This is a genomic window from Thermosynechococcus vestitus BP-1 (genome assembly GCF_000011345.1).
Taxonomy (GTDB): domain Bacteria; phylum Cyanobacteriota; class Cyanobacteriia; order Thermosynechococcales; family Thermosynechococcaceae; genus Thermosynechococcus; species Thermosynechococcus vestitus.
On sequence record NC_004113.1, the window covers coordinates 233992 to 257050 of the forward strand.

Consider the following 23059-nt stretch of genomic DNA (forward strand, 5'->3'; position numbering starts at 1 on the left):
ACACGATAACCTTGGTGAGGGAGCCCATCCTGTGCCATGAACAGTCATTATTCCTCGCGTCATATTGTTGGCATTGTCAAAGGCCCTGGCGACAGCGGTAGTGAATACGTCTTTATTACTGCTGATCCCCAGCCTGTGCGAATCGGTGAATTTGTCTATTACGAGTTGAGCCATTCCCCCAGTGTGACCTCGAAGTCCCCTGCTGGTGCTGTTCACCAAGTCCTGGGTAAAATTACTGGCTGCCGTCTGATTGAGCATCTGCCGGATCGCATGTTTGCCGATTACGAACTGAATCCCGGTGCTGTGGCTGCTCTAATTGGTTTTACCTGTGAACCGGCGGAACTCTATGAGATGACCGTAGAAGTGATCGGCGAATTTCATAGGGCCTTTGGCTTTAATAATTTGCGGCGGCTGCCCCTACCCGGTGCCAAGGTCTATTTAGCGGAAGATCACCTGCTACAGGAGGTCCTCAACAAGAAAAAGCCAGCGATGCCGGGGGCTGCTCATATCGGGTGGCTATTGTTGCGCGAGGAGGGCGCTGTTCCCATTGCCCTTGATGTCAAAGAACTGGTGAGTACCCATGTGGCCATCCTTGCAGGGACAGGGTCAGGAAAATCCTATACCGCAGGTGTGTTGGTGGAGGAATTGCTGTCCCCCAAAAATCGGGCAGCGGTGCTGATCCTTGACCCCCATGGGGAATACGACACCTTGACCCAAATGAGGGGACACCCCGCTTTTCAAGGGGAAGATGGCTATCAACCCCAGGTGAAGATCATTAGACCAGAAAACGTTAAAATTCGGGTCTCCTCCCTTGAGTTTTACGATATTCTCACCCTGCTTCCCCCAATGAGCGATCGCCAGCAGGCCATTCTCAAAAAAGCCTATGATGAAGTACGCCGCCGCTCTCGCAAGCACGATGGCCATTGGAGTACCCAAGAGTTGATTGCAGCGGTCTATGAGGTGGATCGCGTTGAAGATGAAGAGGGCAATGTCAAGCAGGGGTCCTCTGCCGATGCTTTGGCTTGGAAGCTGGAAAAAATGCAGCGCTCCGACTATTTCCATGCCTATGAGCACCTACCGCCGAAGCAGTTATTCACCCCCGGCCAAGTGACCATTCTGCAAATGAATGAGATTCCCCTTGAGGAGCAGCAGGTCATTGCCACCGCAATTTTGCGCCAGGCTAACCATGCCCGCATGAATACCCAAAAAGGCCAGGTCTATGAAGGCGATGAGCAATACCTACCTTACCCAGTTTTTATTTTGATTGAGGAGGCCCATCGCTTTGCCCCTGCCCATGAACCCTCGCAATGTAAGCGGGTGCTGCGCACGATTCTCAGTGAAGGCCGTAAATTTGGCCTAGGGGTGGGACTGATTACTCAGCGTCCGGGCAAACTGGATAGCGATGTTCTCTCCCAGTGTATGAGCCAGTTTATTCTGCGGATTGTCAACCCCGTAGATCAAGAGAGCCTGAAGCATGGCGTCGAAGCGGCTGGTCGAGATTTGCTCAGAGAACTGCCCGCCCTCAGTAAGGGGCAAGTGATTATTGCTGGGCCCTGTGTGAATACCCCCGTCCTCTGCCGGGTGCGGCAACGCTTGACGACTCACGGGGGTGACACGCTGGATGCCCCTGCCCTGTGGCAAGAGTATTTTGCTGAAGACAAACAGTTGGATCGTCAGGTGGCGACGGCAGACCCAGCACCCCGTCCTAAACCGCAAACCGTTGGCCGGAGGTCGCTCGAATAGCTAATAACTACCTGTTTTGACATCCCCCCTGGCTTGAAGGCCAAAGAGTCCTACGGCGCTCAAGCGTGCATTAACCGCTCCTGAGTCGCTTCGGCGGGTTCCTGGGCCGAGTGCGCAACCGCTGCTCGTATTTTCCCCGGCGTTACTTCCGACGTGTCCCGCCGTCGATCAGCGTGGTTGCTGCTGATAAATACATTACGGCACGACACCTCGTCCGCGCTATCCTTCCTCGCCCTGAGCGGCGGGGCTTGTCGTGCGTTTTGGTCAACTCCAAGAAAATGTGCTAACCTAAAAGTAGCTCTACCCAAGGGGCTGAAACGGCTTCGACGTCCTAGTGAAAGTTGGGCTGTGATGCAGGTCGAGAGTGGACTATCTCTCGTTAATCCAGAGTCCAAGCCAAAAGTAACTGCGAACAACATCGTTCCTTTCGCTCGTAAAGCTGCTGCGGTAGCCTAAGACCTCTAAACAGGTTCGAGCACTCGTTGTCCGACTCCGTTAAGGGCAGCGGGTTAACCCCAACGGATGCGCTAGACAGTTCTCTCTGGTGGGCTGTTTAGCAAAGACTCGACCAGAGCATCCTACTGTTCGGGATAAGGAACAGTCCCCGCCTGAGGGTCAAAAAGGCTAAGCCTGTGAAAGAGCAGTCGATGAATAGCTAGGGCGGACACGGGTTCGACTCCCGTCAGCTCCATTATTTCCCATTCAAAAAATTCAAAATCCCTTGGGCGATCGCCCGTGCCATTTGGGTTCGCCATGCCGGATTCTGGAAATTGGCAGCATCCTCCGCACCCGTGACAAATCCTGTCTCGACAAGGGCAGAGTCCATTGAGGTATTGCGGATGACGTAGAATCGGGCTGATCGTACCCCGCGATCGCGAATGTTCAAGGAGCTGAGAATACTCTTGTGAATGGCAGTTGCGAGGCGGCTGGAGCGTCCGGGGGCAAAGTAGGTTTCCAATCCATTGACATCGGGGCGAGCCAGACTAATGGCATTGGCGTGAATACTTACAAAGGCATTTGCCCGTGCCCGTTCGGCAATGGCTACCCGAGGAGCTAAGTCTAAATCAATATCGGTAGTGCGGGTCATTATCACCTGCACACCTTGTTGTTGCAAAAATTGCGAAACTTGCAGGCTGATATCAAGAACAATATCCTTCTCACGAATGCCACCAATACCAATGGCACCGGGATCGCTTGCGCCATGTCCAGGATCAACAACCACCACAAAACGACCCCGGGGTACGGCCTGAGGGGGGGGCTGGGTTGTGGCTGTGGGAGGGATATCGATGGGTGTTGGGACACTCGGGGGCGAGTCATTCACCCCTTGAATTTGCACCACAAAGGATTCCCCAGAGAGAGGACGAGGTCCAAGGATGCGAAAGTTGGGCGCTGGGGTCAGGAGAATAGAAACCGTTTGATGATCCTCTTGGCGAAACTCAATATTGCTCAGGGGGCTACCGGTGACAACGCGAGGTTTGCGCAGGTTACTGTCCAACTGTGCTTGCCGTAGGCGAATGCGATAGCGATTGCCTTCCCAGCCCACGCTATAGAAAACGGTACGATCCCCCTGAATCAGCAACTCTCGTCCCCCCAAGTCAACGCGTTGGATGGTTGTGATCGGGGTTTGGGCACGGGCCGCAGGAATCACACTAGGTCGTGGGGGGGGCGGCGGTGTCATTCCCGTGGTTGAGGGCACAATCACGAAGCCATCATTACGGGGAATCACTTGCCAATCGGCATCTTGGGCATCAATATCGAGGGTGATTTGGACTTGGCGGTTGCTCTGGGCACGGATTTCGGCACGGATGGGATCCCGACCAAAGCGGCGCAGTTCCAAGCGCCGAGGACTAAAGTTGCGAATGAGTTCACTATTGCTAAGAAGGATTTCAATGCGATCGCGCCGGGGACGGCGAATGGTGTAACTTTCTTCGGACAAGGGGCGATCGGCAAACACGAGAAAACCCGTCCCATCGGCCCGCCAACTGCGAATTTGCAGGGGCTCTGTGGGCGTTATCGCAGGGGTGGAAGAGGAAGACGCTGGGGCCAGCGTTGGTAGCGAAACGGTTTGCTGCTGGGGTGGGGGCAGTTGCACCAACCAGTTATTGGCTGTGACTCCTCGAAAGCGCACCTGCTGCGGGTCAATTGTAAAACCCGCCGCATATTCAACCACAATCCGCGTGGTTTGGGGGTCAAACTGGGCAACCCGCACTTGGCGAATGGCACCACTGTAGTTTTGACTCATTTGGGGGCTGCCGAGAACGACACCAGGCAAATCAATGACAAGACGGGTCGGGTTATAGACCAACTCAGCACGGGGCTGAACAGGGCGTTCGGTGCGAATTTCCAGTTGATTCGTGGCAGGGTTGAGGCGCCACAATTGCAGATCCCTGGCTGTAGCCGGCTGAGCGATAACCCACGCGGCGGTAGGTGCCCATAGACAACTCACCACAGCGCGAAATTGCCAAGAATGCCACAGTTGCTCCATTCCCTTTCCTCCACCAGCGATGCGCAATCCCACGGTTCAGTTGGTTCGCCAACCCACGCCCTCAAACGTGCTCAGCATACTTGATCGGGGATAGGTGTGTGAACTGGCACACCCTGCGATTTGGTTTTGCGCGATCGCCCCCCATCAAATTCAAATTTCAGCCTAGTTGCTTCAAGCTCACTTAGACGCACACCGTCCTCAATAAGTTCTGCAATCAGTTCTGCCGTTGCATGATCCAGCGTACCTGTCCGTAACTTCCCAGGGAAAGTGTGTTCGGAGCAATGGATGCCCAGTGGTCGCACCCACGATCGCCTGACGTGGATCGTTATGCCAATGGTTGGCTTTACAGTCAGTGCCCTGACCCGCGATTGGGTGTGGGGGGCCATTGCCAGTAGCAGCTTTGGCATTGGCGGCTTTCTCCTCAGCCCTGATCTAGATACGGTCTCATTACCCTACTACCGTTGGGGCTGGCTACGGATAATTTGGTTGCCCTATCAAAAGATGTTTTGCCACCGCTCCCTTTGGACCCATGGTCCTGTAGTGGGAACCCTCATTCGTTTGCTGTATCTCAGTTTTTGGCTGGGGTTAGGCCTGGGACTGATTGCTGGCGTAGCCGCCTGCACGGGTCATCTAAGGGGACTACAGGAATGGCTGCATCACTGGTGGCGAGTAGATTGGCGCTGGGGACTGGCGATCGCCCTTGGCCTAGAGCTATCGGCACTGCTCCATGTCACAAGCGATTGGGTAGTTTCCCAGTGGCAACGCTGGCACCGCTAATGGGGGTGTGTAGGGCAAGGAGGTGCACTCATCGAGCGATCGAGCCAACCCACTGCCTGTTGCAGATGTGCCAGTGCCTCAGCATCATTTTCCTTGAGAAGGTAGATCACAGCGGCAGCCGCTTGTTCGAGGGCACGGGCACGGCGATTTCCTTTGAGGCGATGCCAATCTTCGGGAGCAATCCTAACCGCATCAAGGAGAGCGGTAGCCAGTTCTTGTGCACCGAGAGTTGTTTGCGCCATGACTTAAAGGGTATCCAAAGGGACAACTATCCTCTAGTTTAAGTCGTTGGCGAGTGCCCCTCACGTGACCGGAAATGGAACCTTAGCCTTGAAGGGTGACGTCTAAAATGAAGGCAGGTGCATCCCGCCAAGGAGAGATCGTGATGGTCGCAAAAGTCACCCGCTCCCGTCCCACATTGATTGTGCTGGCCGTTATTGGCCTTGCCTCGGCTACTACAGCGGCATGGCTAACCTTGAATCCTCCTCGGCCGGGAGATCCAGTTCCCAATTCGGCGCAAGTTGCTCAGCAGCAGGAAACTCAAATCTTTTGGGTTAAAAATGAAGGGGACACCCTCATCCTAGTGCCCTCAACAGTACGGATAAATACCCCGGCAACACGGCCAGAACTCTTTATTCAATCGCGGCTGGAGCGGCTTTTGGCGGGGCCGGCTAATCAGGATGTCACCACCGGCATTCCGGAAAATACCCGTGTCAATTGGGTAGAAGTCAAAGCCGATGGCATCCATGTCGATCTCTCCCCAGAGTTTACCAAGGGCGGGGGGAGTGCCTCAATGCAAGCGCGCTTAGGGCAGGTCTTGTACACAGCAACGGCGAGTGATCCCAAGGCACCGGTTTGGATTTCCATTGGTGGTGAACCGCTCCGTGTCCTAGGGGGTGAGGGGCTAGAGGTGACGCAACCCATGACGCGTCAAAACTTTCAAAGGGCCTTTGCCCTCCGCATCCAGTAGTGCCAAGCCAGCCCAAGAAGAAGGAGACCGCACCCCGATACCCAGACTTGGACTTCGACCCAAAAGGCCAGCCCGAGACAGCCAATTAAACCTGCAACCGCAAGCCAGCGGGGAAATTGTGGCTCCTGCAGTTGCAGTGCGGCAAGATTGGTAATGGCGTAGTAAATCAGCACGCTAAAGGCACTAAAGGACCATGTCGTTTGCACATTGCCAAGGAGGATCAATAGGGCAATCCCCCCACTCACAGCGAGAATGGCAGCGACAGGTTGTTTTCCTTGGGGTGGAATCTGAGCTAAAGTTGGTGGTAAATCTCGTCGTCGCGCCATTGCCAACACTACACGGGAGAGGCCAAGCAATAGATTGAGCAAAATCCCCACCAGGGCAGCGATCGCCCCCAAAGCCATAAGAGGGGGTAGCCAAGGTACGCCAAAGCGACTCGCCACCACTGCTAGGGAGGCAGCAGTAGTGAGGTTTCCTGAATGATGACTGCCGAGGACAACCCAAGCGACACTCAGGTACAGCAGCAGCGCAATGACAATGGTGAGCACAATAGCCCGGGGAATGGTTTGCCGGGGGGTTTTAACCTCCTCCGCCAGCACAGCGATACGGGCATAGCCTGCATAGGCAACAAAGAGGAGTGCCGTTGCCTGAAGAAGATGTTTGAGTGATAGGGGTTGCGATGTTGCCAGCCAAGGTGATCCTCCCCGCTGTTGGAGATGGCCAATCCCCACAAAGAGCAATAGACTGGTGAACGTGACAAGGAGAATCCCCAGATTCACTTGAGTCGATCGGCGGATCCCCAAAAGCACCACGCCGGTCAAGACCGCCAGTAGCCCCAGAGCAGCCATAACTTGCCAGCGTCCGCTGCTGTCTTCTAGGCCCAACCATTGGTAGAGATAGGCCACAGACCCAAGGGCGGCAGTGGCTGCGGAAGCCGATTTGGCCACTAAAAACATCCACCCTGCTGTAAAGCCGAAAGGGGGAGAAAGGTAGTGATACCCATACTCGTAAGTACCCCCACTCACAGGATGGGAGGCAGCTAATTGGGCACTACTGAGGCCGTTACACAAAGCGATCGCTGCTGCTAGGATTAGGGCTATCAACACCCAAGCGCCGGCGAGGTCGGTAGCGATGCCTAAACTGACCAATGAAATCGGATACAAGCCCCGTCCTTTTAGGACTTTTGATTTCTCATGTATTCCTTAAGCACCTCTAACAGTGCTCCTCCAACAGATGCCGCAAAATAACTAGGGCTCCAAAGTGATTCTTCATGGGGTTTTGGTAGTGCAGCTTTTCCATATCGACGACTAGATACACCTTTAAGCGCATTTACAATCTGCGAAACAGAAAGTTTAGGAGGGTACTCAATTAGCGCATGGACATGGTCTTCTTCGCCGTTAAATTCAAGAATCTGGAAATCCATCTTCTTAGCGACTTCTCGAAACGATTTCTCGATCAGCTCTAATCCCTCAGCGCTAAGGACTGGCCGGCGATACTTAGTCACGCATACCAAATGAATCTTTAGGTCCGTAACACTGTGTCTCCCTTTACGAAGATGACTTGACATTGCCTGTAGACCAACCTATAATCTAGCTACAGACCAATTATAGCACAACCAATGAAAGCTAGATATAGATATCGTTTCTATCCCACAGACCAACAACGACAACGCCTAGCTCAGTTGTTTGGCTGTGTCCGTGTGGTATGGAACGACGCACTGGCAATTTGTAAACAATCTGATTCATTGCCAAAAACTAGTGAATTGCAAAAGCTAGTAATTACCCAAGGGAAGAAAACACCAGAGCGGCAATGGTTGTCTGATGTTTCTAATGTCCCGTTACAGCAGTCCGTTGCCGATTTAGGAGTTGCCTATAAAAACTTCTTCGATTCAATTAAAGGTCGGCGAAAAGGCAAGAAGATCAACCCTCCTAGATTTAAAAAGAAGACAGAAAGACAATCCGCCAGATTTACTACCTATGGTTTTTCAATTAAAGGCGAAGAAGTTTATCTAGCGAAGATTGGTAATGTCAGACCAATTTGGTCAAGAAAGCTTCCTTCTAAACCAAGCTCAGTTACGGTGATTAAAGATGCTGCAAATCGATATTTTCTCAGTTTTGTCGTCGAGATCGACCCAGTTCATCAACCTGCAAGTAATCCTTCTATCGGCATTGATTTGGGAATTAAAGCGTTTGCTACTTTAAGTACGGGCGAAAAGATTGATGGCCCTGATTATTCCAAGTTAGACAAAAAGATCAGGCGAAAACAACGCAAACTGGCCCGTCAAGTTAAAGGAAGCCAACGGCGGGAGAAAACAAGACTGCAAATCGCTAAGCTTCATAGTCGGATTTCAGACATTCGCAGGGATTTCTTGCATAAAGTGTCTACCCGCGTGGTTATCGAGAACCAAGTGATCGCGCTGGAAGACTTAAATGTCTCTGGAATGGTGAAGAACCGCAAACTCGCTAGAGCAATTAGCTTGCAAGGTTGGCGAGAATTCAGGGTTTTAGTTGAGGCTAAGTGCAACAAACTAAACCGTGATTTTATTGTCATTGACCGATGGGAGCCAACCAGTCAGACTTGCTCAAAATGCGGTTTTAAATGGGGCAAAGTCGATCTATCCGTTCGCTCTGTCGTATGTCTAAATTGTGGTGCAGAGCACGATAGAGACGAAAATGCCGCAAGAAACATAGAAAAAGTCGGGATAGGGCATTGCCACGACTATAAATGGACGCAGAGGGGGAGTAAGACTACTTCGGTAGCATCACCCAGTGAAGCGTCAAGAATCATCGCACTTTAGGGCGGTGAGTATGTCAAATCTACTACCGCAGTAATGCCGTCCTCTTAGAAATTGAACGGGAGTATCCCGACGGTAATGTTCTGCTTGTTTCCCACAAGGCTACCATTCGGATTATGCTCTGTGGTCTTCTTGGGATTGATGTGGGACGGTTTCGCGATCTCATTGCTGCCCCAGTGGCCAGTGTCAGTATTGTGGAATATACCTCCCGTGGACCACTGCTCCTTGCCCTGGCGGAGCGATCGCACCTAAGTCCAGAACTGCGGCACCTGCCGGGCACCTAACCTACACGGTCATAATATCCTTTTCTTTCTCGGCAAGGAGGGCATCAATTTTGCCGATGTATTTGTCGGTGAGCTTTTGCACTTTCTCTTGCAAATCCTTGACTTCATCTTCAGTGAGCTCTCCGGCTTTACCCGCCTTTTTGATGTGATCAATGGCATCGCGGCGGATGTTGCGAATGGCCACTTTGCCCCCTTCAGCAATTTTGGCGGCGGTTTTCACGAGTTCTTTGCGTCGCTCCGTGGTCAACGGCGGAATGTTGAGGCGGACGCTAGAGCCATCATTGTTGGGCGTCAACCCCAAGTCAGAGAGTTGAATGGCTTTTTCAATGCTGGCCAATGTGGAGCGATCGTAGGGCTGAATCAAAATCGTCGTTGCATCGGGGGTGGAGACATTGGCCAAGGACCGCAGGGGAGTTTCAGTGCCGTAGTAGTCCACCATCACCCGGTCTAATAACGCCGCGTTGGCGCGACCCGTGCGAATGCTATTGAAGTCATGCTGGGTTGCTTCAACCGATTTTTGCATCCGCTCTTCGACATCAGCTAATTTCACAGGAGCCTCCAACCATCGTACCAATGGGTTCCCCAGTCAAGGCGCGGTAGATGTTACCGGCTGTTTCTAAGCTAAACACAATAATGGGGATATCATTATCTTTACACAGGGCGATCGCTGTACTGTCCATCACCGCCAAGTTATGGGTGAGGGCATGGGTGTAGGTGAGACTGCGGTAGCGACGCGCATTCGGATGGGTATGGGGATCCGCGTCATAGACGCCATCGACCTTAGTGGCTTTGAAGATCACTTCAGCATCAATCTCGGCAGCCCGCAGGGCAGCGGTTGTGTCCGTGGTAAAAAAGGGATTGCCTGACCCTGCCCCAAAGATCACCACCCTTCCCTTTTCTAGGTGACGAATGGCACGGCGGCGAATATAGGGTTCGGCCACCTCCTGCATGGCGATCGCCGTTTGCACTCGTGTGGGTACATTCATCTGTTCAAGGGCATCCTGAAGGGTCATGGCATTCATAACGGTAGCAATCATGCCAATGTAGTCTGCAGTTGCCCGGTCCATGCCAGCAGCGGCCCCTTTCATACCGCGAAAGATATTGCCACCCCCCACTACAATGGCAGTTTGAACTCCCGCTTGCACCACCTGAGCAATTTCACTGGCAAAGGATTGAACTACCTTCGGATCAATACCATAGTTCAGGTTGCCCATGAGGGCTTCACCGCTCAGTTTGAGCAATACGCGGCGATATTTAGGACTCATTGCGAGGATTCTTGCACTCCAATACGTTCCCCATCAACGATAGCAGGTTAGACGCGCCCGGTTGGACTCGAACCAACGACCAATCGCTTAGAAGGCGAGTGCTCTATTCCGCTGAGCTACGGGCGCATTTTTCAATATTTTCCCACAACGCATAAGCTGAAGATAATATCTGGCTAGTTAGGACGATTCCGATGGATCTCACTTCTCCTCCTTCTCGTTTGCTTTTGGTCTGCGCTGACAACCACCTGTCGCAACGCATGGGGCAAGACCTTCAGGCAGCGGGTTACGATCCAGTGATTGCGACAACAGAAAAAGAATGTTACTTGGCCTGTACCGAATGGCAGCCTGCCTTGATGATCATGGATCGCTATTTAGGACGGCTCAACGGTATGGAGTTATGCCAGCGGCTGCGTCAGCAGGGGATCAGTCTGCCGATTCTACTGATGTTGGACAGCGATCGCCTCGAAGATCGGGTCGCTGTACTGGAGTCAGGGGCTGATGATTATCTATTGCTGCCCTACAGTCCCAAGTCTTTTCTCCAGATGATTCAGCTCTACCTGAAGCCACCGGTGACCCAAAGTGAGGTGTTGCGATTTGATAATTTGACCCTCGATTTACTGACGCGGCGAGCAGAGCGCAATGGGCGGATAATCGACCTTACCATGAAGGAGTATGAACTGCTGAAATTTCTCATGGAGCACCCCCGCGAAGTCCTTACCCGTGAGCAAATTTTAGAAAATGTCTGGGGCTATGACTTTTTGGGTGAATCCAACGTCATTGAAGTCTATATTCGTTATCTGCGGTTGAAGATTGAACCCGATGGTGAAAAACGGTTGATTCACACAGTGCGAGGAGTGGGCTATGTTCTCCGTGAAGCCTAAGTTACGCTGGCTGCTTCTGGGATGGGTGACCTTGGGGTTCCTGCTGGGGTGTCAAAACCTCAGCCAAGGGAATCCGGCAACCCCACCTCCAATGGTTCGCGGCATTCCGCAATATCTACCCATTACGGCCAAGGCACGCATTCACGATACCTGGATTCAATTGGAAGTGGCGCGATCGCCCGCCCAGCAGCAGTTGGGCTTGATGTTTCGTCCGCAATTGCCGAGGGATCGCGGCATGCTGTTTCCGCTGTCTCCGCCCCAGGTGGCCAGCTTCTGGATGAAAAATTGCCTTATCCCCCTCGACTTAGTTTTTCTCAGGAACGGGAAGGTGGTGGCGATCGCCCCCGAAGTCCCCCCTTGTTCAACTCTCCCTTGCCCCACCTATGAGTCTGGGGTTCCTGTGGATGCTGTTCTTGAGCTCGCCGGCGGTCGTGCTGCAGAATTGAGACTCAAGGTCAATGATCCTGTAGAGATACAGTACTTGGAGCCTTGAATGACGGTCAGGGGTACTTCGCTCCCAAATACGATTCCAAAGCAGAAGTGTTGAAAGAGAGTTTAAGAAGCGAGAAAAAAGGGAAGAAATGTCGGTCGGGTAGCAGGGGGGCATTGCTGCCCCCTAGCCCCCTAGGAACCGGACGTGCAAGTTTCCCTGCATCCGGCTCGAGCCCCCCAGGACCCCTCATTTAAGAGGAACCGGTTGTGCATGCAACCTTTACGATACTCATCTACAGCCTCTCTACCTTTTGAGCAGGTTGGTGACCGCACCAGTGACTCAAGATCACCGCCATTTGCTTTGTCACCATTAGGGAGGTTCTGTGAGTTTTCTCGTAACTGGGGACCAGTGGGAAGTCTGCCCTCTTTCGAGTGGGATGATGTTGGATGTCCTGCCACCATCCTCAATCCCTATCCAATCCATTACAGATTGGCATTCGCTTTTTCCCACCTCCTTTACCCGCACTTCCATGGGTGTTCCCCGCGGTCCACTTGCCTTGTTCTTAGCCTATCAAGGCGAAAGTACGGGCTTACCACGTTCCGTTTAGATGACATATGAGGGGTTAGGTGGTGACTCTGCCCCGACGGAGCTATCGTCCCCCCTCACTGAAGAACAAACAGTGAGTCCTGTCCGTTTGCCATTTTGGCCCAGGCCTATCAGCGTCTTTGGCCTGTCTAAGATCACGAGGCTTCTAGCGTCACTTCACTTACGTTCACCATACCCTCAAGCCTAGCTCCCTATCACCTGACACTGGTGAAGTTGCTTCCTCCTCACGGATTCGGCTTCAACCTTACGGTTCAGGCTACGTTGTCGGGAGGGCTTCATACCTGACCGTTGCCAGTCACGCATGCCTCCCTAGGCTACAGCTGGGGGAACAGCTGGTCTCATTCTAACCTTTCGGGTTAGCGAGACAATCATCTGGTTAGCTCCACGTCGCAACAGAAGAACCTAGCCATCATTGCCGCAGAACGGGAAGCGGCTGAAAAACGGGTACTGGAGCAAAATGTTGTGGAAATTGATGTCTTTCGGCGGCAGCGTCAAGCGGAAATTGCCCAACAGGCAGCGGAACTGGAGGCGGAAGCAATTCGCACCCTTGCGGCGGCCAACCGCGATAAAGCCCTTGCTGAGGCGGCAGGAGTGGAGGCCATGCTCGCGGCCCAAAATGTGATTAGCAATGCTAACTTGATAGCTCAAGTGATAAGAGCCCTCTGGCCAGAACTGGCACCCCAACTGCCGCAAGTGCTCCAAGCCCTTGCCCCCCAACCGGGGGTGATTGGCGATGCCAAAATTTATACCTTTGCCAATGGAGGCGGCACCGCTGATTTGAATAAACTGCTCCTGTCCACTAGTGGGTTGGCCCTGATCAATGCCCTTTTTGAGGAGGGGAAACTTGGCCAATTGCTAGCACAAATTCAATCTGTTCTCCAAGACCGTACGTCGAATTCCTAAAACGCGACTGCATACCCCTAGCTGCCGGAATGGATAACCCTTCAGTAGGGCTAGGGGGCAGAGGCATGCATAAAGGATTTATTGAATCCGTCTCTATTTTCAAAATTCATAGAACTTTGTCAATGGGGAAAATATAAAATAAAGATTAAGGAGCACCAAAGGTCAGTGTTAGTATTCTCCTGAACAGATTTAGAAATGTTAAGATTCTTAATATATGTCATCTAGCTTTGCAAACGCTGTTAAAGCACCGTTGGCTTGGCCGCGATCTTTAGCAGGGGCGATCGCCCATCCTATAGAGAAAACGATATTCCTGGGCCTTGGACGAATCACTGCTGTCAACCTTGAGAACGAGCGATAGGGACTATGGACACCTCAAAAGATTTAGTGCGCACTTACCTACGGGAGATTGGCCGTGTGCCATTGCTCACCCACGAACAGGAAGTGATCTACGGAAAACAGGTGCAGCAACTTGCCGCCATGAACGAGATTCGCGAAAAGCTGGCGGCAGAACTCAACCGTGAACCCACCCGTGCTGAATGGGCTGCCGCCGCCAACATCAGTGAAGGGGAGTTGGAGACCATTATCGAGAATGGCGAGCGCGCCAAACGGAAAATGGTGGAAGCCAACCTACGGCTGGTGGTTTCGGTGGCCAAAAAGTACATTAAGCGCAATGTGGATCTGCTCGATCTCATCCAAGAGGGAACCATCGGGATGCAGCGGGGAGTAGAAAAATTTGACCCCACTAAGGGGTATCGCTTCTCGACCTATGCCTACTGGTGGATTCGCCAAGCCATCACACGGGCGATCGCTGAAAAGGGGCGGACGATTCGCCTCCCTATCCACATCACCGAAAAGCTGAACAAGATTAAAAAAGCCCAGCGACAACTGTCCCAACGCCTGGGTCGCGCCGCCACGATTAACGAACTGGCCGCAGAGCTGGAGTTAACTCCTGCCCAAGTGCGGGAATACCTCGAACGGGCGCGGCAGCCCCTCTCCCTTGATGTCCGTGTCGGCGATAATCAGGACACGGAGTTGGGGGAATTGCTGGAGGATTCCTCCATTTCACCCGAGGAGTTTGCAACTCAATCCCTGTTGCGCAGTGACCTCGAACGGCTAATGGCGGAGCTGACGCCACAGCAACGCCACGTCCTCTCCCTACGCTTTGGTCTAGAGAATGGTCAACCCCTCACCCTTGCCAAAGTGGGCGAACTGCTCAACATTAGTCGTGAGCGGGTGCGGCAAATTGAGCGGGAGGCCCTCAGCAAACTCCGCAAACGCCGGGGCGATATTCACGAGTACCTTGCTAGCTAGCCCATGCTCACTGACGAACAGTACCGCCAAAAAATGCAGCAGCGCAAAGCCGTGCAGGCCCAACGCCTCGCGGAGCGCACCCGTGAAAAAGGTCTCATTATTGTCCATACGGGCAACGGTAAGGGCAAAACCACAGCGGCCCTTGGCATGGTGCTGCGTTCCCTGGGGCATGGCTACCGAGTGGCCATTATTCAGTTCATTAAGGGGGCGTGGGAGCCCGCGGAAAAAACCGTCCTTGGCCATTGGTCAGACCAATTGGCCTTCCATGCGATGGGGGAGGGCTTTACGTGGGAAACCCAAGACCGGCAGCGGGATATTGCCTGTGCCCAAGCGGCTTGGGAGCTGGCTCTCAGCTACATCACAAACCCGGCGTACCGGCTGGTGCTGCTGGATGAAATTAACGTTGCCCTCCAGCTGGACTACTTAAATGTGGCAGAGGTGCTCGAGGGGCTTGCCCGCAAGCCAGAAATGACCCATGTGATTCTCACCGGGCGCGGTGCTCCCCAGGCCCTGATTGACACTGCGGATTTGGTGACAGAAATGACCCTTGTCAAGCATCCCTTTCGTGAGCAGGGGGTCAAGGCACAGCCGGGGATTGAATTCTAAAGCAGCAGTTCCCCGGAGAAGATGGTAACCGCCTGACCCAATAGCAGCAGGCGATCGCCCCCTTGGGGTTGCATTCTAATCACGCCGCCCCGGGCTGAAGCTTGATAGGCCACTAGTTCCCGTTGACCGAGCTTGGCTTGCCAGTAGGGATAAAGACTACAGTGGGCAGAGCCCGTGACGGGATCCTCTGGGATGCCCAATTGGGGGGCAAAAAAGCGAGAGATGATGTCATATTCATAGTTCTCGCTACGGGCGGTTACAATCAGTCCCCGGCAAGGCAGGCGGGCAATCTGGTCAAAATCGGGTTTCAACTGTGCTACCGCATCGGCAGCGGCCAGTTCCACCAGCAGATCACTCCCCGCTTGTCCCATAAACAGGGGCGTTGTGCCCAGTGCTGTAATGATTGAAGCTTGCACCTGTTGATCCTCAAGGGGCGTTACGGGTTGCTGCGGAAAATCAAGGGCAATCCAATCCCCAAGGCGCTGGGCACGGAGGAGACCACTGGGGGTGTGAAATTCTAGATCCTCTACCACCCCCTCATGCTGCCAGAGGACGTGCGCCGTTGCCAGGGTGGCATGACCACAGAGAGCCACTTCTGCCACAGGGGTAAACCAGCGCAGGTGAAAGCCCCTGGCCAGCGGTACGACAAAAGCCGTTTCTGAAAGGTTCATTTCACGGGCGATCGCCGCCAAGGTCCGATCCTCAAAAAACGTCCTTAGGACACATACGGCCGCCGGGTTCCCCCGAAAGGGTTCTTGGGTAAAGGCATCAACTTGGTACAGTGGTAGCGGCATTCGACCCCCGAAAACCGTAAAATCAATCCTGTAGATCGAGCAGAGGACATACTGCGTGGAACGGACATTTCTAGCCATTAAGCCCGATGGCGTTCAGCGTGGGCTAGTGGGGACGATTATCCAACGATTTGAACAAAAAGGCTACACACTGGTCGGCCTCAAACTGATGCGCGTCAGCCGCGAACTTGCGGAGCAGCACTACGGCGAACACAAAGACAAGCCCTTCTTTCCGGGGTTAGTGAATTTCATTACCTCTGGGCCGGTGGTGGCTATGGTCTGGGAAGGACGGGGGGTGATTGCGAATGCCCGCAAACTCATTGGTGCCACCAACCCCCTCAATGCTGAACCGGGAACCCTACGGGGCGATTTTGCGGTAGATGTGGGCCGGAATGTGATTCACGGCTCCGACAGTCCCGAAAATGCGGAACGGGAAATCAATCTCTGGTTCCAAACCCAGGAACTCGTGCCTTGGGAGCCGGCCCTTACCTCTTGGGTGTATGAGATGTAGGCTTATGGGCTGATTTGGAAAGGGTTGGGGGGGTGTGTGGCTCCTCCACCTCCCGCTTGGAAAAGCCCCACGTAAAGCAAAGGGCAATCAGGCTAATCATCACCCAGTCAGAGGGAACCAATTGCGGATTGATGACACGAATCAACAGCCGCAGACCCACCAGCGTCACTGTGAAATAGCCGGCATCCTCAAGCCGAGGAAATTCTTTGAGCCAACGAATAAATAGCTCCGCCATAAAGCGCAGCATTATCACCCCAATCGTGCCGCCGAGTAATACCAGCCAACGCTCATCCGACAGGGCGATCGCTGTTGTCACGCTATCGAGGGAAAAGGCCAAATCCGCTAAGGCCAGCAGGGGGACGGCCTGCCAAAAAGAACGAATCACCCGCTCGTGTTCATGCTCTGGCTCAGTCGTAAAGAAAAAGTACTTCGCCGATAACCACAGCAGATAAAGGGCCCCCGCCAACTCAAACTGCCAGAACTGCAAGACCCAAGTTGCTGTGAGGATGAGCCCAATCCGAAAAATGTAGGAAATGGCGAGTCCCAGATTGAGTGCCCGCCGCTGTTCATCTAAATTTTCAATGCCTCGTACCAGGGCAGCGAGGGCGATCGCATTGTCCGCTGAGAGCACTGCTTCCAATGCCAACAACACCACCAGTAACAACAGGGTATCGAGTCCCCAATTGGGCGAGAGTTCCAATAGTTCATCAATCATCGGGCGAGGGAAGTTCTCCAGATTTTTGGCTGCTTATCCTTATCGTCGCACACTAGCGGTACAGCCTTTTTCCCAAGGATGGCACCCCTCACATCAGTATTGGATGCAGTATTGGCAAGCCAAGGAGTCCCTTTGTCACAGCCAGTGCCCTAGCCCTGAGGTAGGATACGGCGGCTAAACTGCTGAATCTCCTCGCGAATGCCTCGTGGCAATTGGTTTTGTTTGGCAAGGGCCTGCTGGAAGTATTGCCGCGCCTGCGATCGCTGGCCACTGGCGGCTAAAATTTGGGCTTTGAGATAGAGCAGTTCTGGATTGTTGGGCGCAAGTGCCAAGGCTTGATCAACGGCGTTTAAGGCTTGGGGCCATTGCTTGCGATCGCGATAGGCCAAGGCTAACCCCCGATATCTGAGGTAATCAGGAGCAGCGTAGGTTTGCAGGGTTTGAATGGCCCGCTCCATGCTGACAAAGCTGACATTACTGGCAATACCCCACTCCATAAAGCCACGGATAAGATTCAATTCCGGATCGCGAGGATTAAGAGCTTCGGCTCGACCCACATGATCGAGAACCTGCTGTACTCGCAATAGAGCGGCTGGTGTACCCATTACAGGACCAGATCCCGCATCGGAGATTTCATAGCCAGCCATCAGGAAGTGACCGACTGCTTGGTAAAGGTTACCCCGCAGGGGATCGCGGCGCGTGAGGGCTTGGGCAGCGCGGAGGGTTTCCTCAGCATAGCGTTTGTACCCTGCCCAGTCTTCATTGAGATAGGCAATGGCGGCAGCCAACGTCAGCGTTAGGGGTTCCTGGCGATCGCGCTCTAGGGCAGCGGGGAGTAACTCCTTACCCTTGACATAGTTGCCATCGCGAAAGAGGGCAACAAAGACGGCTTCCGTGGCATCGGAAATGGGTCGCGCCTGGGAGCCGCTGCGGAACGGATCTCCGGCAAGGGCAGCGGTACTCAGTACCCAGGGAGCGATCGCTCCACTAAGATAGAGAGCAAAATGTTGCCATAGACGCCATTGACGTTTTTGCACGGTCGTTACCTCCGGAGTCTGCATTTTGTTTTCGGTTCGCCATCTCAGCTACCACCCTGCCGCCACCCCTCAACCCATTTTGCGGGACATTCATTTAGACTTGGGTATGGCTGAACTGGGATTGATTATCGGACCCAGTGGATCCGGCAAGACCACCCTACTAGAGATTTTAGCCGGCTTGGCTACCCCGAGTCGGGGAATCATCCGATGGCAGGATCAGGTTCTCACACCGGATCATTTACAACAGTTGGCCGGATTGGTTTTTCAGTTCCCAGATCGCTACTTCTGCGGCAGCACCATTCTTGAAGAGCTGCGCTTTGGCCACCCGGAAATCCCCTACGAGAATTTTTACCGCGCTCTTGCCGATGTTGGCCTCGATCACTTGCCTTTGCACACCCGCCCTGAATCCCTCAGTGGTGGGCAGCAGCGTCGCCTTGCTCTCGCTGTGCAACTGGTGCGCCAACCCTACCTGCTCTTGCTCGACGAACCCACAGCGGGTCTAGATTGGTCCATGCGCCGCCAATTGGTCCAGGTGCTGGGCCGCCTTAAGAAACACTGGAGTCTTCTGGTGGTGACCCATGAGGCCACCGAACTGCAGGAGATTAGCGATCGCAGGTGGCGATTGGAAAACGGTTGTCTAGTGCCACTGACTTCCCATCAGTCAAGTCCTGTAATAAGTTTTAATACTTAGGTAGCAAAACTTTGCAATTTGTTACCACAGGGGCGCAAAGTCGCTCCACAGCTTGATTTTCTGCTACAACCACAAAAGGTACAGCCCTTCTTGCAACGATGGCAGACCCACAACCCTGTGCAGGTCGATAGGGGATAGTACCTCCTCGATGTCCTCCATCGTTTTCGCAAAAGGGCCTATATCCCACTTGGGGTTTCGTCTCGATCGTTAACAAGGAGTTTGAACGCATGTTCACCCACGTCAAGTCCACGATTCGGCATATCGCGCCAGCGGCGTTAAATGGGCGATCGCTGTTGCGAGTGGTGTATGTGGTACTTGAAGCCCAATACCAGAGCGCGCTGTCGGCAGCGGTTCGCAGCATTAACGATAGCCATCCACAGGTAGCCATTGAAATCAGTGGCTATCTCCTTGAGGAACTGCGCAATCCTGAAAACTATGCCGCCTTCTGTGAAGACGTGGCGCGGGCGAATGTGTTTATTGCCTCCCTCATTTTTATTGAGGACTTGGCGGATAAGGTGGTGGAGGCCGTTCAGCCCTATCGCGATCGCCTCGATGTAGCGGTTGTCTTCCCCTCCCTGCCGCAGGTGATGCGCCTCAACAAAATGGGCAGCTTTTCCTTAGCTCAGATTGGCCAATCTAAGAGCGTGATTGCCAATTTCATGAAAAAGCGCAAGGAGAAGTCAGGTGCCGGCTTCCAAGATGCCATGCTCAAACTCCTGCGAACCCTGCCCCAAGTCCTGAAGTATCTCCCCATTGACAAGGCACAGGATGCCCGCAACTTCATGCTCAGCTTCCAGTACTGGCTGGGGGGCTCGCCGGAGAACCTCGAAAACTTTCTCCTGATGCTGGCGGATCGCTATGTCTTCAGGGGGCAATACAGCAGCACTCTCAACTACCAAGAACCCGTCACCTACCCCGACACAGGCATTTGGCATCCCCTAGCACCTCAAATGTTTGAGGATCTCAAAGAGTACCTCAACTGGTTCAACAGTCGTCGCGATATTGGTGCCGATCTCAAAGATCCCCTGGTGCCGACCATTGGCTTGCTGTTGCAGCGCACCCACCTTGTCACCGGTGACGATGCCCACTATGTGGCCATTGTCCAAGAGTTTGAATCCCAGGGAGCGCGAGTGATTCCCGTCTTCTCCGGCGGTCTAGACTTCTCAACACCCCTGGAAAAATTTTTCTACGATCCCCTGCACAGCGATAAACCCCTTGTGGATGTGGTGGTTTCCCTAACAGGCTTTGCCCTCGTGGGAGGCCCCGCCAAGCAGGATCATCCCAAAGCCGTAGCGGCACTGAAAAAGCTCAACCGTCCCTACATGGTGGCACTGCCCTTGGTATTTCAAACCACCGAGGAATGGGAGGATAGCGATCTGGGCTTGCACCCGATTCAAGTGGCACTGCAAATTGCCCTACCGGAACTGGATGGTGCCATTGAGCCCATTATTCTCTCGGGTCGCGATGGCATGACTGGTAAGGCGATCGCCCTCCAAGATCGCGTCGAAATGATTGTGCAGCGAGCCTTGAAGTGGGCCAATCTGCGCCGCAAACCCAAGGTAGAAAAGAAAGTTGCCATTACCATCTTTAGCTTCCCACCCGACAAGGGCAACATTGGTACGGCTGCCTACTTGGATGTCTTTGGCTCCATCTACAAAGTCATGGAAGCCCTAAAAAACAATGGCTATGATGTGCAGGACATGCCGGAGAGTCCCGAAGCCCTGATGCAGGAAATTCTCCACGACGCCCGCGCCCAAGTGGGCAGTCCTGAACTCAACATTGCCTATCGCATGAGCGTGCCCGAATACGAGCGCCTCACCCCCTACGCCAAGCGCCTTGAAGAAAACTGGGGCAAACCGCCGGGACACCTCAACAGCGACGGCCAAAACCTGCTCATCTACGGCAAAATCTACGGCAACATCTTTATCGGCGTGCAGCCCACCTTTGGCTACGAGGGAGATCCGATGCGGCTGCTCTTTTCTCGCTCCGCCAGTCCCCACCATGGCTTTGCTGCCTACTACACCTTCCTCAACCATATTTGGCAGGCGGACGCGGTCCTTCACTTTGGCACCCATGGCTCCCTGGAGTTTATGCCCGGCAAACAGATGGGGATGTCCGGCGAGTGTTACCCTGATAATCTCATTGGTTGTATTCCCAACCTCTACTACTACGCCGCCAACAACCCCTCCGAGGCCACTATTGCTAAGCGCCGCAGCTACGCCAACACAATTAGCTACCTCACACCGCCGGCGGAAAATGCTGGTCTCTACAAAGGGCTACGGGAACTCAGCGATCTCATTGGTTCCTACCAAAGCCTCAAAGAGAGCGGTCGGGGTGTCCAGATTGTCAACACGATCATGGACAAGTGCCGTATGGTCAATCTCGATCAGGATGTCCCTCTCCCCGACAAGGACGCGGCGGATCTCAGCGCCGAGGAGCGCGATACCCTCGTGGGCAAGGTCTATATCAAGCTGATGGAGATTGAAAGTCGCCTCCTGCCCTGTGGCCTGCACGTGATTGGTAAACCACCAACAACGGAAGAAGCAGTGGCCACCTTGGTGAATATTGCCAGCTTGGATCGCCCTGAAGACGGCATTAAGAGTTTGCCCCGGCTCATTGCCGAGAGCCTCGGGCGCGATATTGACGAGATTTATCAAAATAGCGATCGCGGGGTCCTGGCGGATGTCGAACTGCTGCGCCGGATTAACGAAGCGACCCGTACTGCTGTCAGTGCCCTCGTCCAAGCCCAAGCCGATGCCGATGGTCGTGTGTCGCGGGTGTCGAAGCTGAATTTCTTTAACATGGGGCGCAAAGAGCCGTGGATTGAATCTCTCCATGGTGCAGGTTATACCCACGTGGATGCCGCTGCTCTCAAACCCCTCATGGAATATCTCGAATTCTGTTTGCAGCAGATTGTTGCTGACAATGAACTGGGAGCACTGTTGCAAGCCCTTGAGGGTGAGTACATTCTCCCGGGTCCCGGTGGCGATCCAATTCGCAATCCTGAGGTTTTGCCGACCGGCAAAAATATCCACGCCCTGGATCCCCAAGCCATTCCCACCGCCGCTGCGGTGCAGTCTGCCAAAGTGGTGGTCGATCGCCTCCTGGCACGGCAAACAGCAGAAAACAACAACCAATGGCCAGAAACCATTGCCATGGTGCTCTGGGGCACAGATAATATCAAAACCTATGGCGAGTCCCTTGCCCAAGTGCTGTGGCTAGTGGGGGCACGTCCTTTACCCGACTCCTTGGGGCGCGTCAACAAGGTGGAACTCATCCCCCTCGAGGAGCTGGGGCGGCCACGCATTGATGTGGTCGTCAACTGTTCGGGTGTCTTCCGTGATCTCTTTATTAACCAGATGGCGCTGATTGACCGTGCCATCAAAATGGCTGCCGAAGCCGATGAGCCCCTTGAGCTAAACTTTATCCGCAAGCACGCACTGCAACAGGCCTCAGAACTAGGGATTGACCTGCGCCAAGCGGCCACACGGGTCTTTACCAATGCCTCTGGTTCCTACGCGGCCAATGTTAACCTAGCGGTGGAAAATAGCTCCTGGGAACAGGAGTCAGAACTTCAAGATATGTATCTCTCCCGCAAGTCCTTTGCCTTCTCGGCGGATTCTCCGGGGACGATGCAGCAGGCCCGGGAACTCTTTGAAACGGCGCTCAAAACCGTGGATGTGACATTCCAAAACCTCGACTCCTCAGAAATTAGCCTCACGGATGTCAGCCACTACTTTGACTCCGATCCCACCAAGCTGGTGGCAGCCCTGCGGGGGGATGGCAAGCAACCCAAGGCCTATATTGCCGATACCACCACCGCCAATGCCCAAGTGCGAACCCTCTCGGAAACCGTTCGCCTCGACAGCCGTACCAAGCTCCTGAATCCCAAGTGGTACGAAGGGATGCTTGCCCACGGCTACGAAGGGGTGCGCGAGATTTCGAAGCGGCTGGTCAACACCATGGGCTGGTCGGCCACCGCAGGGGCTGTGGATAACTGGGTCTATGAGGAGGCCAATGCCACGTTTATTCTCGATGAGCAAATGCGGCAACGGCTTCTGAATACCAACCCCCACTCCTTCCGTAAGATGGTGAGCACCTTCCTGGAACTCCATGGGCGCGGCTACTGGGAGACCAGTGAGGCCAACCTGGAACTGCTACGGCAACTCTATCAAGAGGTGGAGGACAAGATTGAAGGGGTTGAGTAAACAACGTTAACACCATGGGGGGAAGCTCCCCCCCTTTTTATTTGGGCC

General features: G+C 53.8%; 21 protein-coding genes, 1 tRNA gene, 1 other RNA gene and 1 pseudogene. 14 read left to right on the forward strand and 10 right to left on the reverse strand.

Translation table 11 applies throughout. The features are described 5' to 3' along the window. Positions 1-36: 36 nt before the first annotated feature. Complete coding sequence (locus TLL_RS01260; protein ID WP_011056105.1) at positions 37-1743, forward strand: helicase HerA domain-containing protein; 1707 nt, start codon at positions 37-39, stop codon at positions 1741-1743. A gap of 308 nt (positions 1744-2051) precedes the next feature. Next, positions 2052-2437, forward strand: a transfer-messenger RNA (tmRNA) gene (ssrA, locus tag TLL_RS01265). On the opposite strand, the gene TLL_RS01270 is transcribed toward ssrA, so the two are convergent. Further along, complete coding sequence (locus tag TLL_RS01270; RefSeq protein ID WP_164920663.1) at positions 2435-4228, reverse strand: N-acetylmuramoyl-L-alanine amidase; 1794 nt, start codon at positions 4226-4228, stop codon at positions 2435-2437. The genes ssrA and TLL_RS01270 overlap by 3 nt on opposite strands. Before the next feature lie 285 nt (positions 4229-4513). Here TLL_RS01270 and TLL_RS01275 point away from each other — a divergent pair, with 285 nt between their 5' ends. Beyond that, complete coding sequence (locus TLL_RS01275; RefSeq protein ID WP_011056107.1) at positions 4514-5005, forward strand: metal-binding protein; 492 nt, start codon at positions 4514-4516, stop codon at positions 5003-5005. Here TLL_RS01275 and TLL_RS01280 read toward each other — a convergent pair. Next, positions 5002-5247 carry a DUF6439 family protein gene (locus TLL_RS01280; protein WP_011056108.1) on the reverse strand — a complete coding sequence of 82 codons (246 nt, stop codon included), beginning with the start codon at positions 5245-5247 and terminating at the stop codon, positions 5002-5004. The genes TLL_RS01275 and TLL_RS01280 overlap by 4 nt on opposite strands. Before the next feature lie 143 nt (positions 5248-5390). On the opposite strand from TLL_RS01280, the gene TLL_RS01285 reads away from it, so the two are divergent. Next, complete coding sequence (locus tag TLL_RS01285) at positions 5391-5975, forward strand: GerMN domain-containing protein (RefSeq protein ID WP_231833848.1); 585 nt, start codon at positions 5391-5393, stop codon at positions 5973-5975. Here the strand turns inward: TLL_RS01285 and TLL_RS01290 are convergent. Then, complete coding sequence (locus TLL_RS01290) at positions 5945-7138, reverse strand: APC family permease (protein ID WP_197524123.1); 1194 nt, start codon at positions 7136-7138, stop codon at positions 5945-5947. The two genes, TLL_RS01285 and TLL_RS01290, sit on opposite strands and share 31 nt — an antisense overlap. Positions 7139-7149: 11 nt before the next feature. Continuing rightward, complete coding sequence (tnpA, locus tag TLL_RS01295; RefSeq protein WP_011056111.1) at positions 7150-7542, reverse strand: IS200/IS605 family transposase; 393 nt, start codon at positions 7540-7542, stop codon at positions 7150-7152. A 51-nt stretch (positions 7543-7593) separates the two neighbouring features. On the opposite strand from tnpA, the gene TLL_RS01300 reads away from it, so the two are divergent. Together TLL_RS01300 and TLL_RS01305 are read left to right on the forward strand one after the other, a co-directional pair. After that, a complete protein-coding gene (locus tag TLL_RS01300) occupies positions 7594-8772 on the forward strand; it encodes an RNA-guided endonuclease InsQ/TnpB family protein (RefSeq protein ID WP_011056112.1) in 1179 nt (392 codons plus the stop codon). A 26-nt stretch (positions 8773-8798) separates the two neighbouring features. Next, positions 8799-9053, forward strand: a pseudogene (locus TLL_RS01305) (histidine phosphatase family protein); the annotation flags it as partial. 1 nt (position 9054) lies between these two features. Here the strand turns inward: TLL_RS01305 and frr are convergent. From frr to TLL_RS01320, 3 genes are all read right to left on the reverse strand, one after another. Then, the gene (gene frr / locus TLL_RS01310; protein ID WP_011056114.1) at positions 9055-9603 is read right to left on the reverse strand and encodes a ribosome recycling factor; all 549 of its coding nucleotides are present in this window, start codon (positions 9601-9603) and stop codon (positions 9055-9057) included. Continuing rightward, on the reverse strand, positions 9590-10318 hold the full coding sequence (gene pyrH, locus TLL_RS01315; protein ID WP_011056115.1) for a UMP kinase: 729 nt from the start codon (positions 10316-10318) through the stop codon (positions 9590-9592). The genes frr and pyrH overlap by 14 nt, the downstream gene beginning before the upstream one ends. A 52-nt stretch (positions 10319-10370) precedes the next feature. Further along, a tRNA-Arg gene (locus TLL_RS01320) sits at positions 10371-10444 on the reverse strand. Positions 10445-10509: 65 nt separating this feature from the next. Here TLL_RS01320 and nblR point away from each other — a divergent pair. The 5 genes from nblR to cobO all read left to right on the forward strand — a co-directional run bounded on the left by nblR (position 10510) and on the right by cobO (position 15058). After that, positions 10510-11199, forward strand: coding sequence for a response regulator transcription factor NblR (nblR, locus tag TLL_RS01325; RefSeq protein WP_011056116.1), 690 nt, complete (start codon positions 10510-10512; stop codon positions 11197-11199). Next, positions 11180-11692 carry a DUF192 domain-containing protein gene (locus TLL_RS01330; RefSeq protein WP_011056117.1) on the forward strand — a complete coding sequence of 171 codons (513 nt, stop codon included), beginning with the start codon at positions 11180-11182 and terminating at the stop codon, positions 11690-11692. The genes nblR and TLL_RS01330 overlap by 20 nt, the downstream gene beginning before the upstream one ends. A 1008-nt stretch (positions 11693-12700) precedes the next feature. Further along, entirely contained in the window at positions 12701-13141 is a 441-nt protein-coding gene (locus tag TLL_RS01335) for a flotillin domain-containing protein (RefSeq protein ID WP_011056118.1), read from the forward strand. 354 nt (positions 13142-13495) lie between these two features. Further along, positions 13496-14452 carry an RNA polymerase sigma factor, RpoD/SigA family gene (locus TLL_RS01340; RefSeq protein WP_164921082.1) on the forward strand — a complete coding sequence of 319 codons (957 nt, stop codon included), beginning with the start codon at positions 13496-13498 and terminating at the stop codon, positions 14450-14452. Positions 14453-14455: 3 nt separating this feature from the next. Then, entirely contained in the window at positions 14456-15058 is a 603-nt protein-coding gene (cobO, locus tag TLL_RS01345; protein WP_011056120.1) for a cob(I)yrinic acid a,c-diamide adenosyltransferase, read from the forward strand. On the opposite strand, the gene TLL_RS01350 is transcribed toward cobO, so the two are convergent. After that, positions 15055-15852: a PhzF family phenazine biosynthesis protein gene (locus TLL_RS01350; protein ID WP_164920665.1), complete on the reverse strand. Its 798-nt coding sequence runs from the start codon at positions 15850-15852 to the stop codon at positions 15055-15057. The genes cobO and TLL_RS01350 overlap by 4 nt on opposite strands. Positions 15853-15907: 55 nt before the next feature. Here TLL_RS01350 and ndk point away from each other — a divergent pair, with 55 nt between their 5' ends. Next, positions 15908-16360, forward strand: coding sequence for a nucleoside-diphosphate kinase (gene ndk / locus TLL_RS01355; RefSeq protein ID WP_011056122.1), 453 nt, complete (start codon positions 15908-15910; stop codon positions 16358-16360). Here ndk and TLL_RS01360 read toward each other — a convergent pair. Together TLL_RS01360 and TLL_RS01365 are read right to left on the reverse strand one after the other, a co-directional pair. Beyond that, positions 16335-17075: a TerC family protein gene (locus tag TLL_RS01360; RefSeq protein WP_011056123.1), complete on the reverse strand. Its 741-nt coding sequence runs from the start codon at positions 17073-17075 to the stop codon at positions 16335-16337. The two genes, ndk and TLL_RS01360, sit on opposite strands and share 26 nt — an antisense overlap. Before the next feature lie 149 nt (positions 17076-17224). Then, positions 17225-18112, reverse strand: a complete 888-nt coding sequence (locus TLL_RS01365; RefSeq protein WP_197524124.1) for a Sll0314/Alr1548 family TPR repeat-containing protein — start codon at positions 18110-18112, stop codon at positions 17225-17227. A 25-nt stretch (positions 18113-18137) separates the two neighbouring features. On the opposite strand from TLL_RS01365, the gene TLL_RS01370 reads away from it, so the two are divergent. Both TLL_RS01370 and TLL_RS01375 read left to right on the forward strand, forming a co-directional pair. Further along, positions 18138-18803: an ABC transporter ATP-binding protein gene (locus TLL_RS01370; RefSeq protein WP_164920666.1), complete on the forward strand. Its 666-nt coding sequence runs from the start codon at positions 18138-18140 to the stop codon at positions 18801-18803. 227 nt (positions 18804-19030) lie between these two features. Then, entirely contained in the window at positions 19031-23011 is a 3981-nt protein-coding gene (locus tag TLL_RS01375) for a magnesium chelatase subunit H (protein ID WP_011056126.1), read from the forward strand. Positions 23012-23059: the final 48 nt, after the last annotated feature.

What these genes read in the sequence shown, in the direction of transcription:
- TLL_RS01375 (WP_011056126.1), top strand. Translation starts at nt 19,031, where the DNA reads ATGTTCACCCACGTCAAGTCCACGATTCGGCATATCGCGCCAGCGGCG.
- tnpA (WP_011056111.1), bottom strand. Translation starts at nt 7,542, where the DNA reads ATGTCAAGTCATCTTCGTAAAGGGAGACACAGTGTTACGGACCTAAAG.
- TLL_RS01300 (WP_011056112.1), top strand. Translation starts at nt 7,594, where the DNA reads ATGAAAGCTAGATATAGATATCGTTTCTATCCCACAGACCAACAACGA.
- pyrH (WP_011056115.1), bottom strand. Translation starts at nt 10,318, where the DNA reads ATGAGTCCTAAATATCGCCGCGTATTGCTCAAACTGAGCGGTGAAGCC.
- TLL_RS01275 (WP_011056107.1), top strand. Translation starts at nt 4,514, where the DNA reads ATGCCCAGTGGTCGCACCCACGATCGCCTGACGTGGATCGTTATGCCA.
- TLL_RS01330 (WP_011056117.1), top strand. Translation starts at nt 11,180, where the DNA reads ATGTTCTCCGTGAAGCCTAAGTTACGCTGGCTGCTTCTGGGATGGGTG.
- nblR (WP_011056116.1), top strand. Translation starts at nt 10,510, where the DNA reads ATGGATCTCACTTCTCCTCCTTCTCGTTTGCTTTTGGTCTGCGCTGAC.
- TLL_RS01350 (WP_164920665.1), bottom strand. Translation starts at nt 15,852, where the DNA reads ATGCCGCTACCACTGTACCAAGTTGATGCCTTTACCCAAGAACCCTTT.
- TLL_RS01285 (WP_231833848.1), top strand. Translation starts at nt 5,391, where the DNA reads ATGGTCGCAAAAGTCACCCGCTCCCGTCCCACATTGATTGTGCTGGCC.
- TLL_RS01280 (WP_011056108.1), bottom strand. Translation starts at nt 5,247, where the DNA reads ATGGCGCAAACAACTCTCGGTGCACAAGAACTGGCTACCGCTCTCCTT.
- TLL_RS01360 (WP_011056123.1), bottom strand. Translation starts at nt 17,075, where the DNA reads ATGATTGATGAACTATTGGAACTCTCGCCCAATTGGGGACTCGATACC.
- TLL_RS01270 (WP_164920663.1), bottom strand. Translation starts at nt 4,228, where the DNA reads ATGGAGCAACTGTGGCATTCTTGGCAATTTCGCGCTGTGGTGAGTTGT.
- cobO (WP_011056120.1), top strand. Translation starts at nt 14,456, where the DNA reads ATGCTCACTGACGAACAGTACCGCCAAAAAATGCAGCAGCGCAAAGCC.
- TLL_RS01260 (WP_011056105.1), top strand. Translation starts at nt 37, where the DNA reads ATGAACAGTCATTATTCCTCGCGTCATATTGTTGGCATTGTCAAAGGC.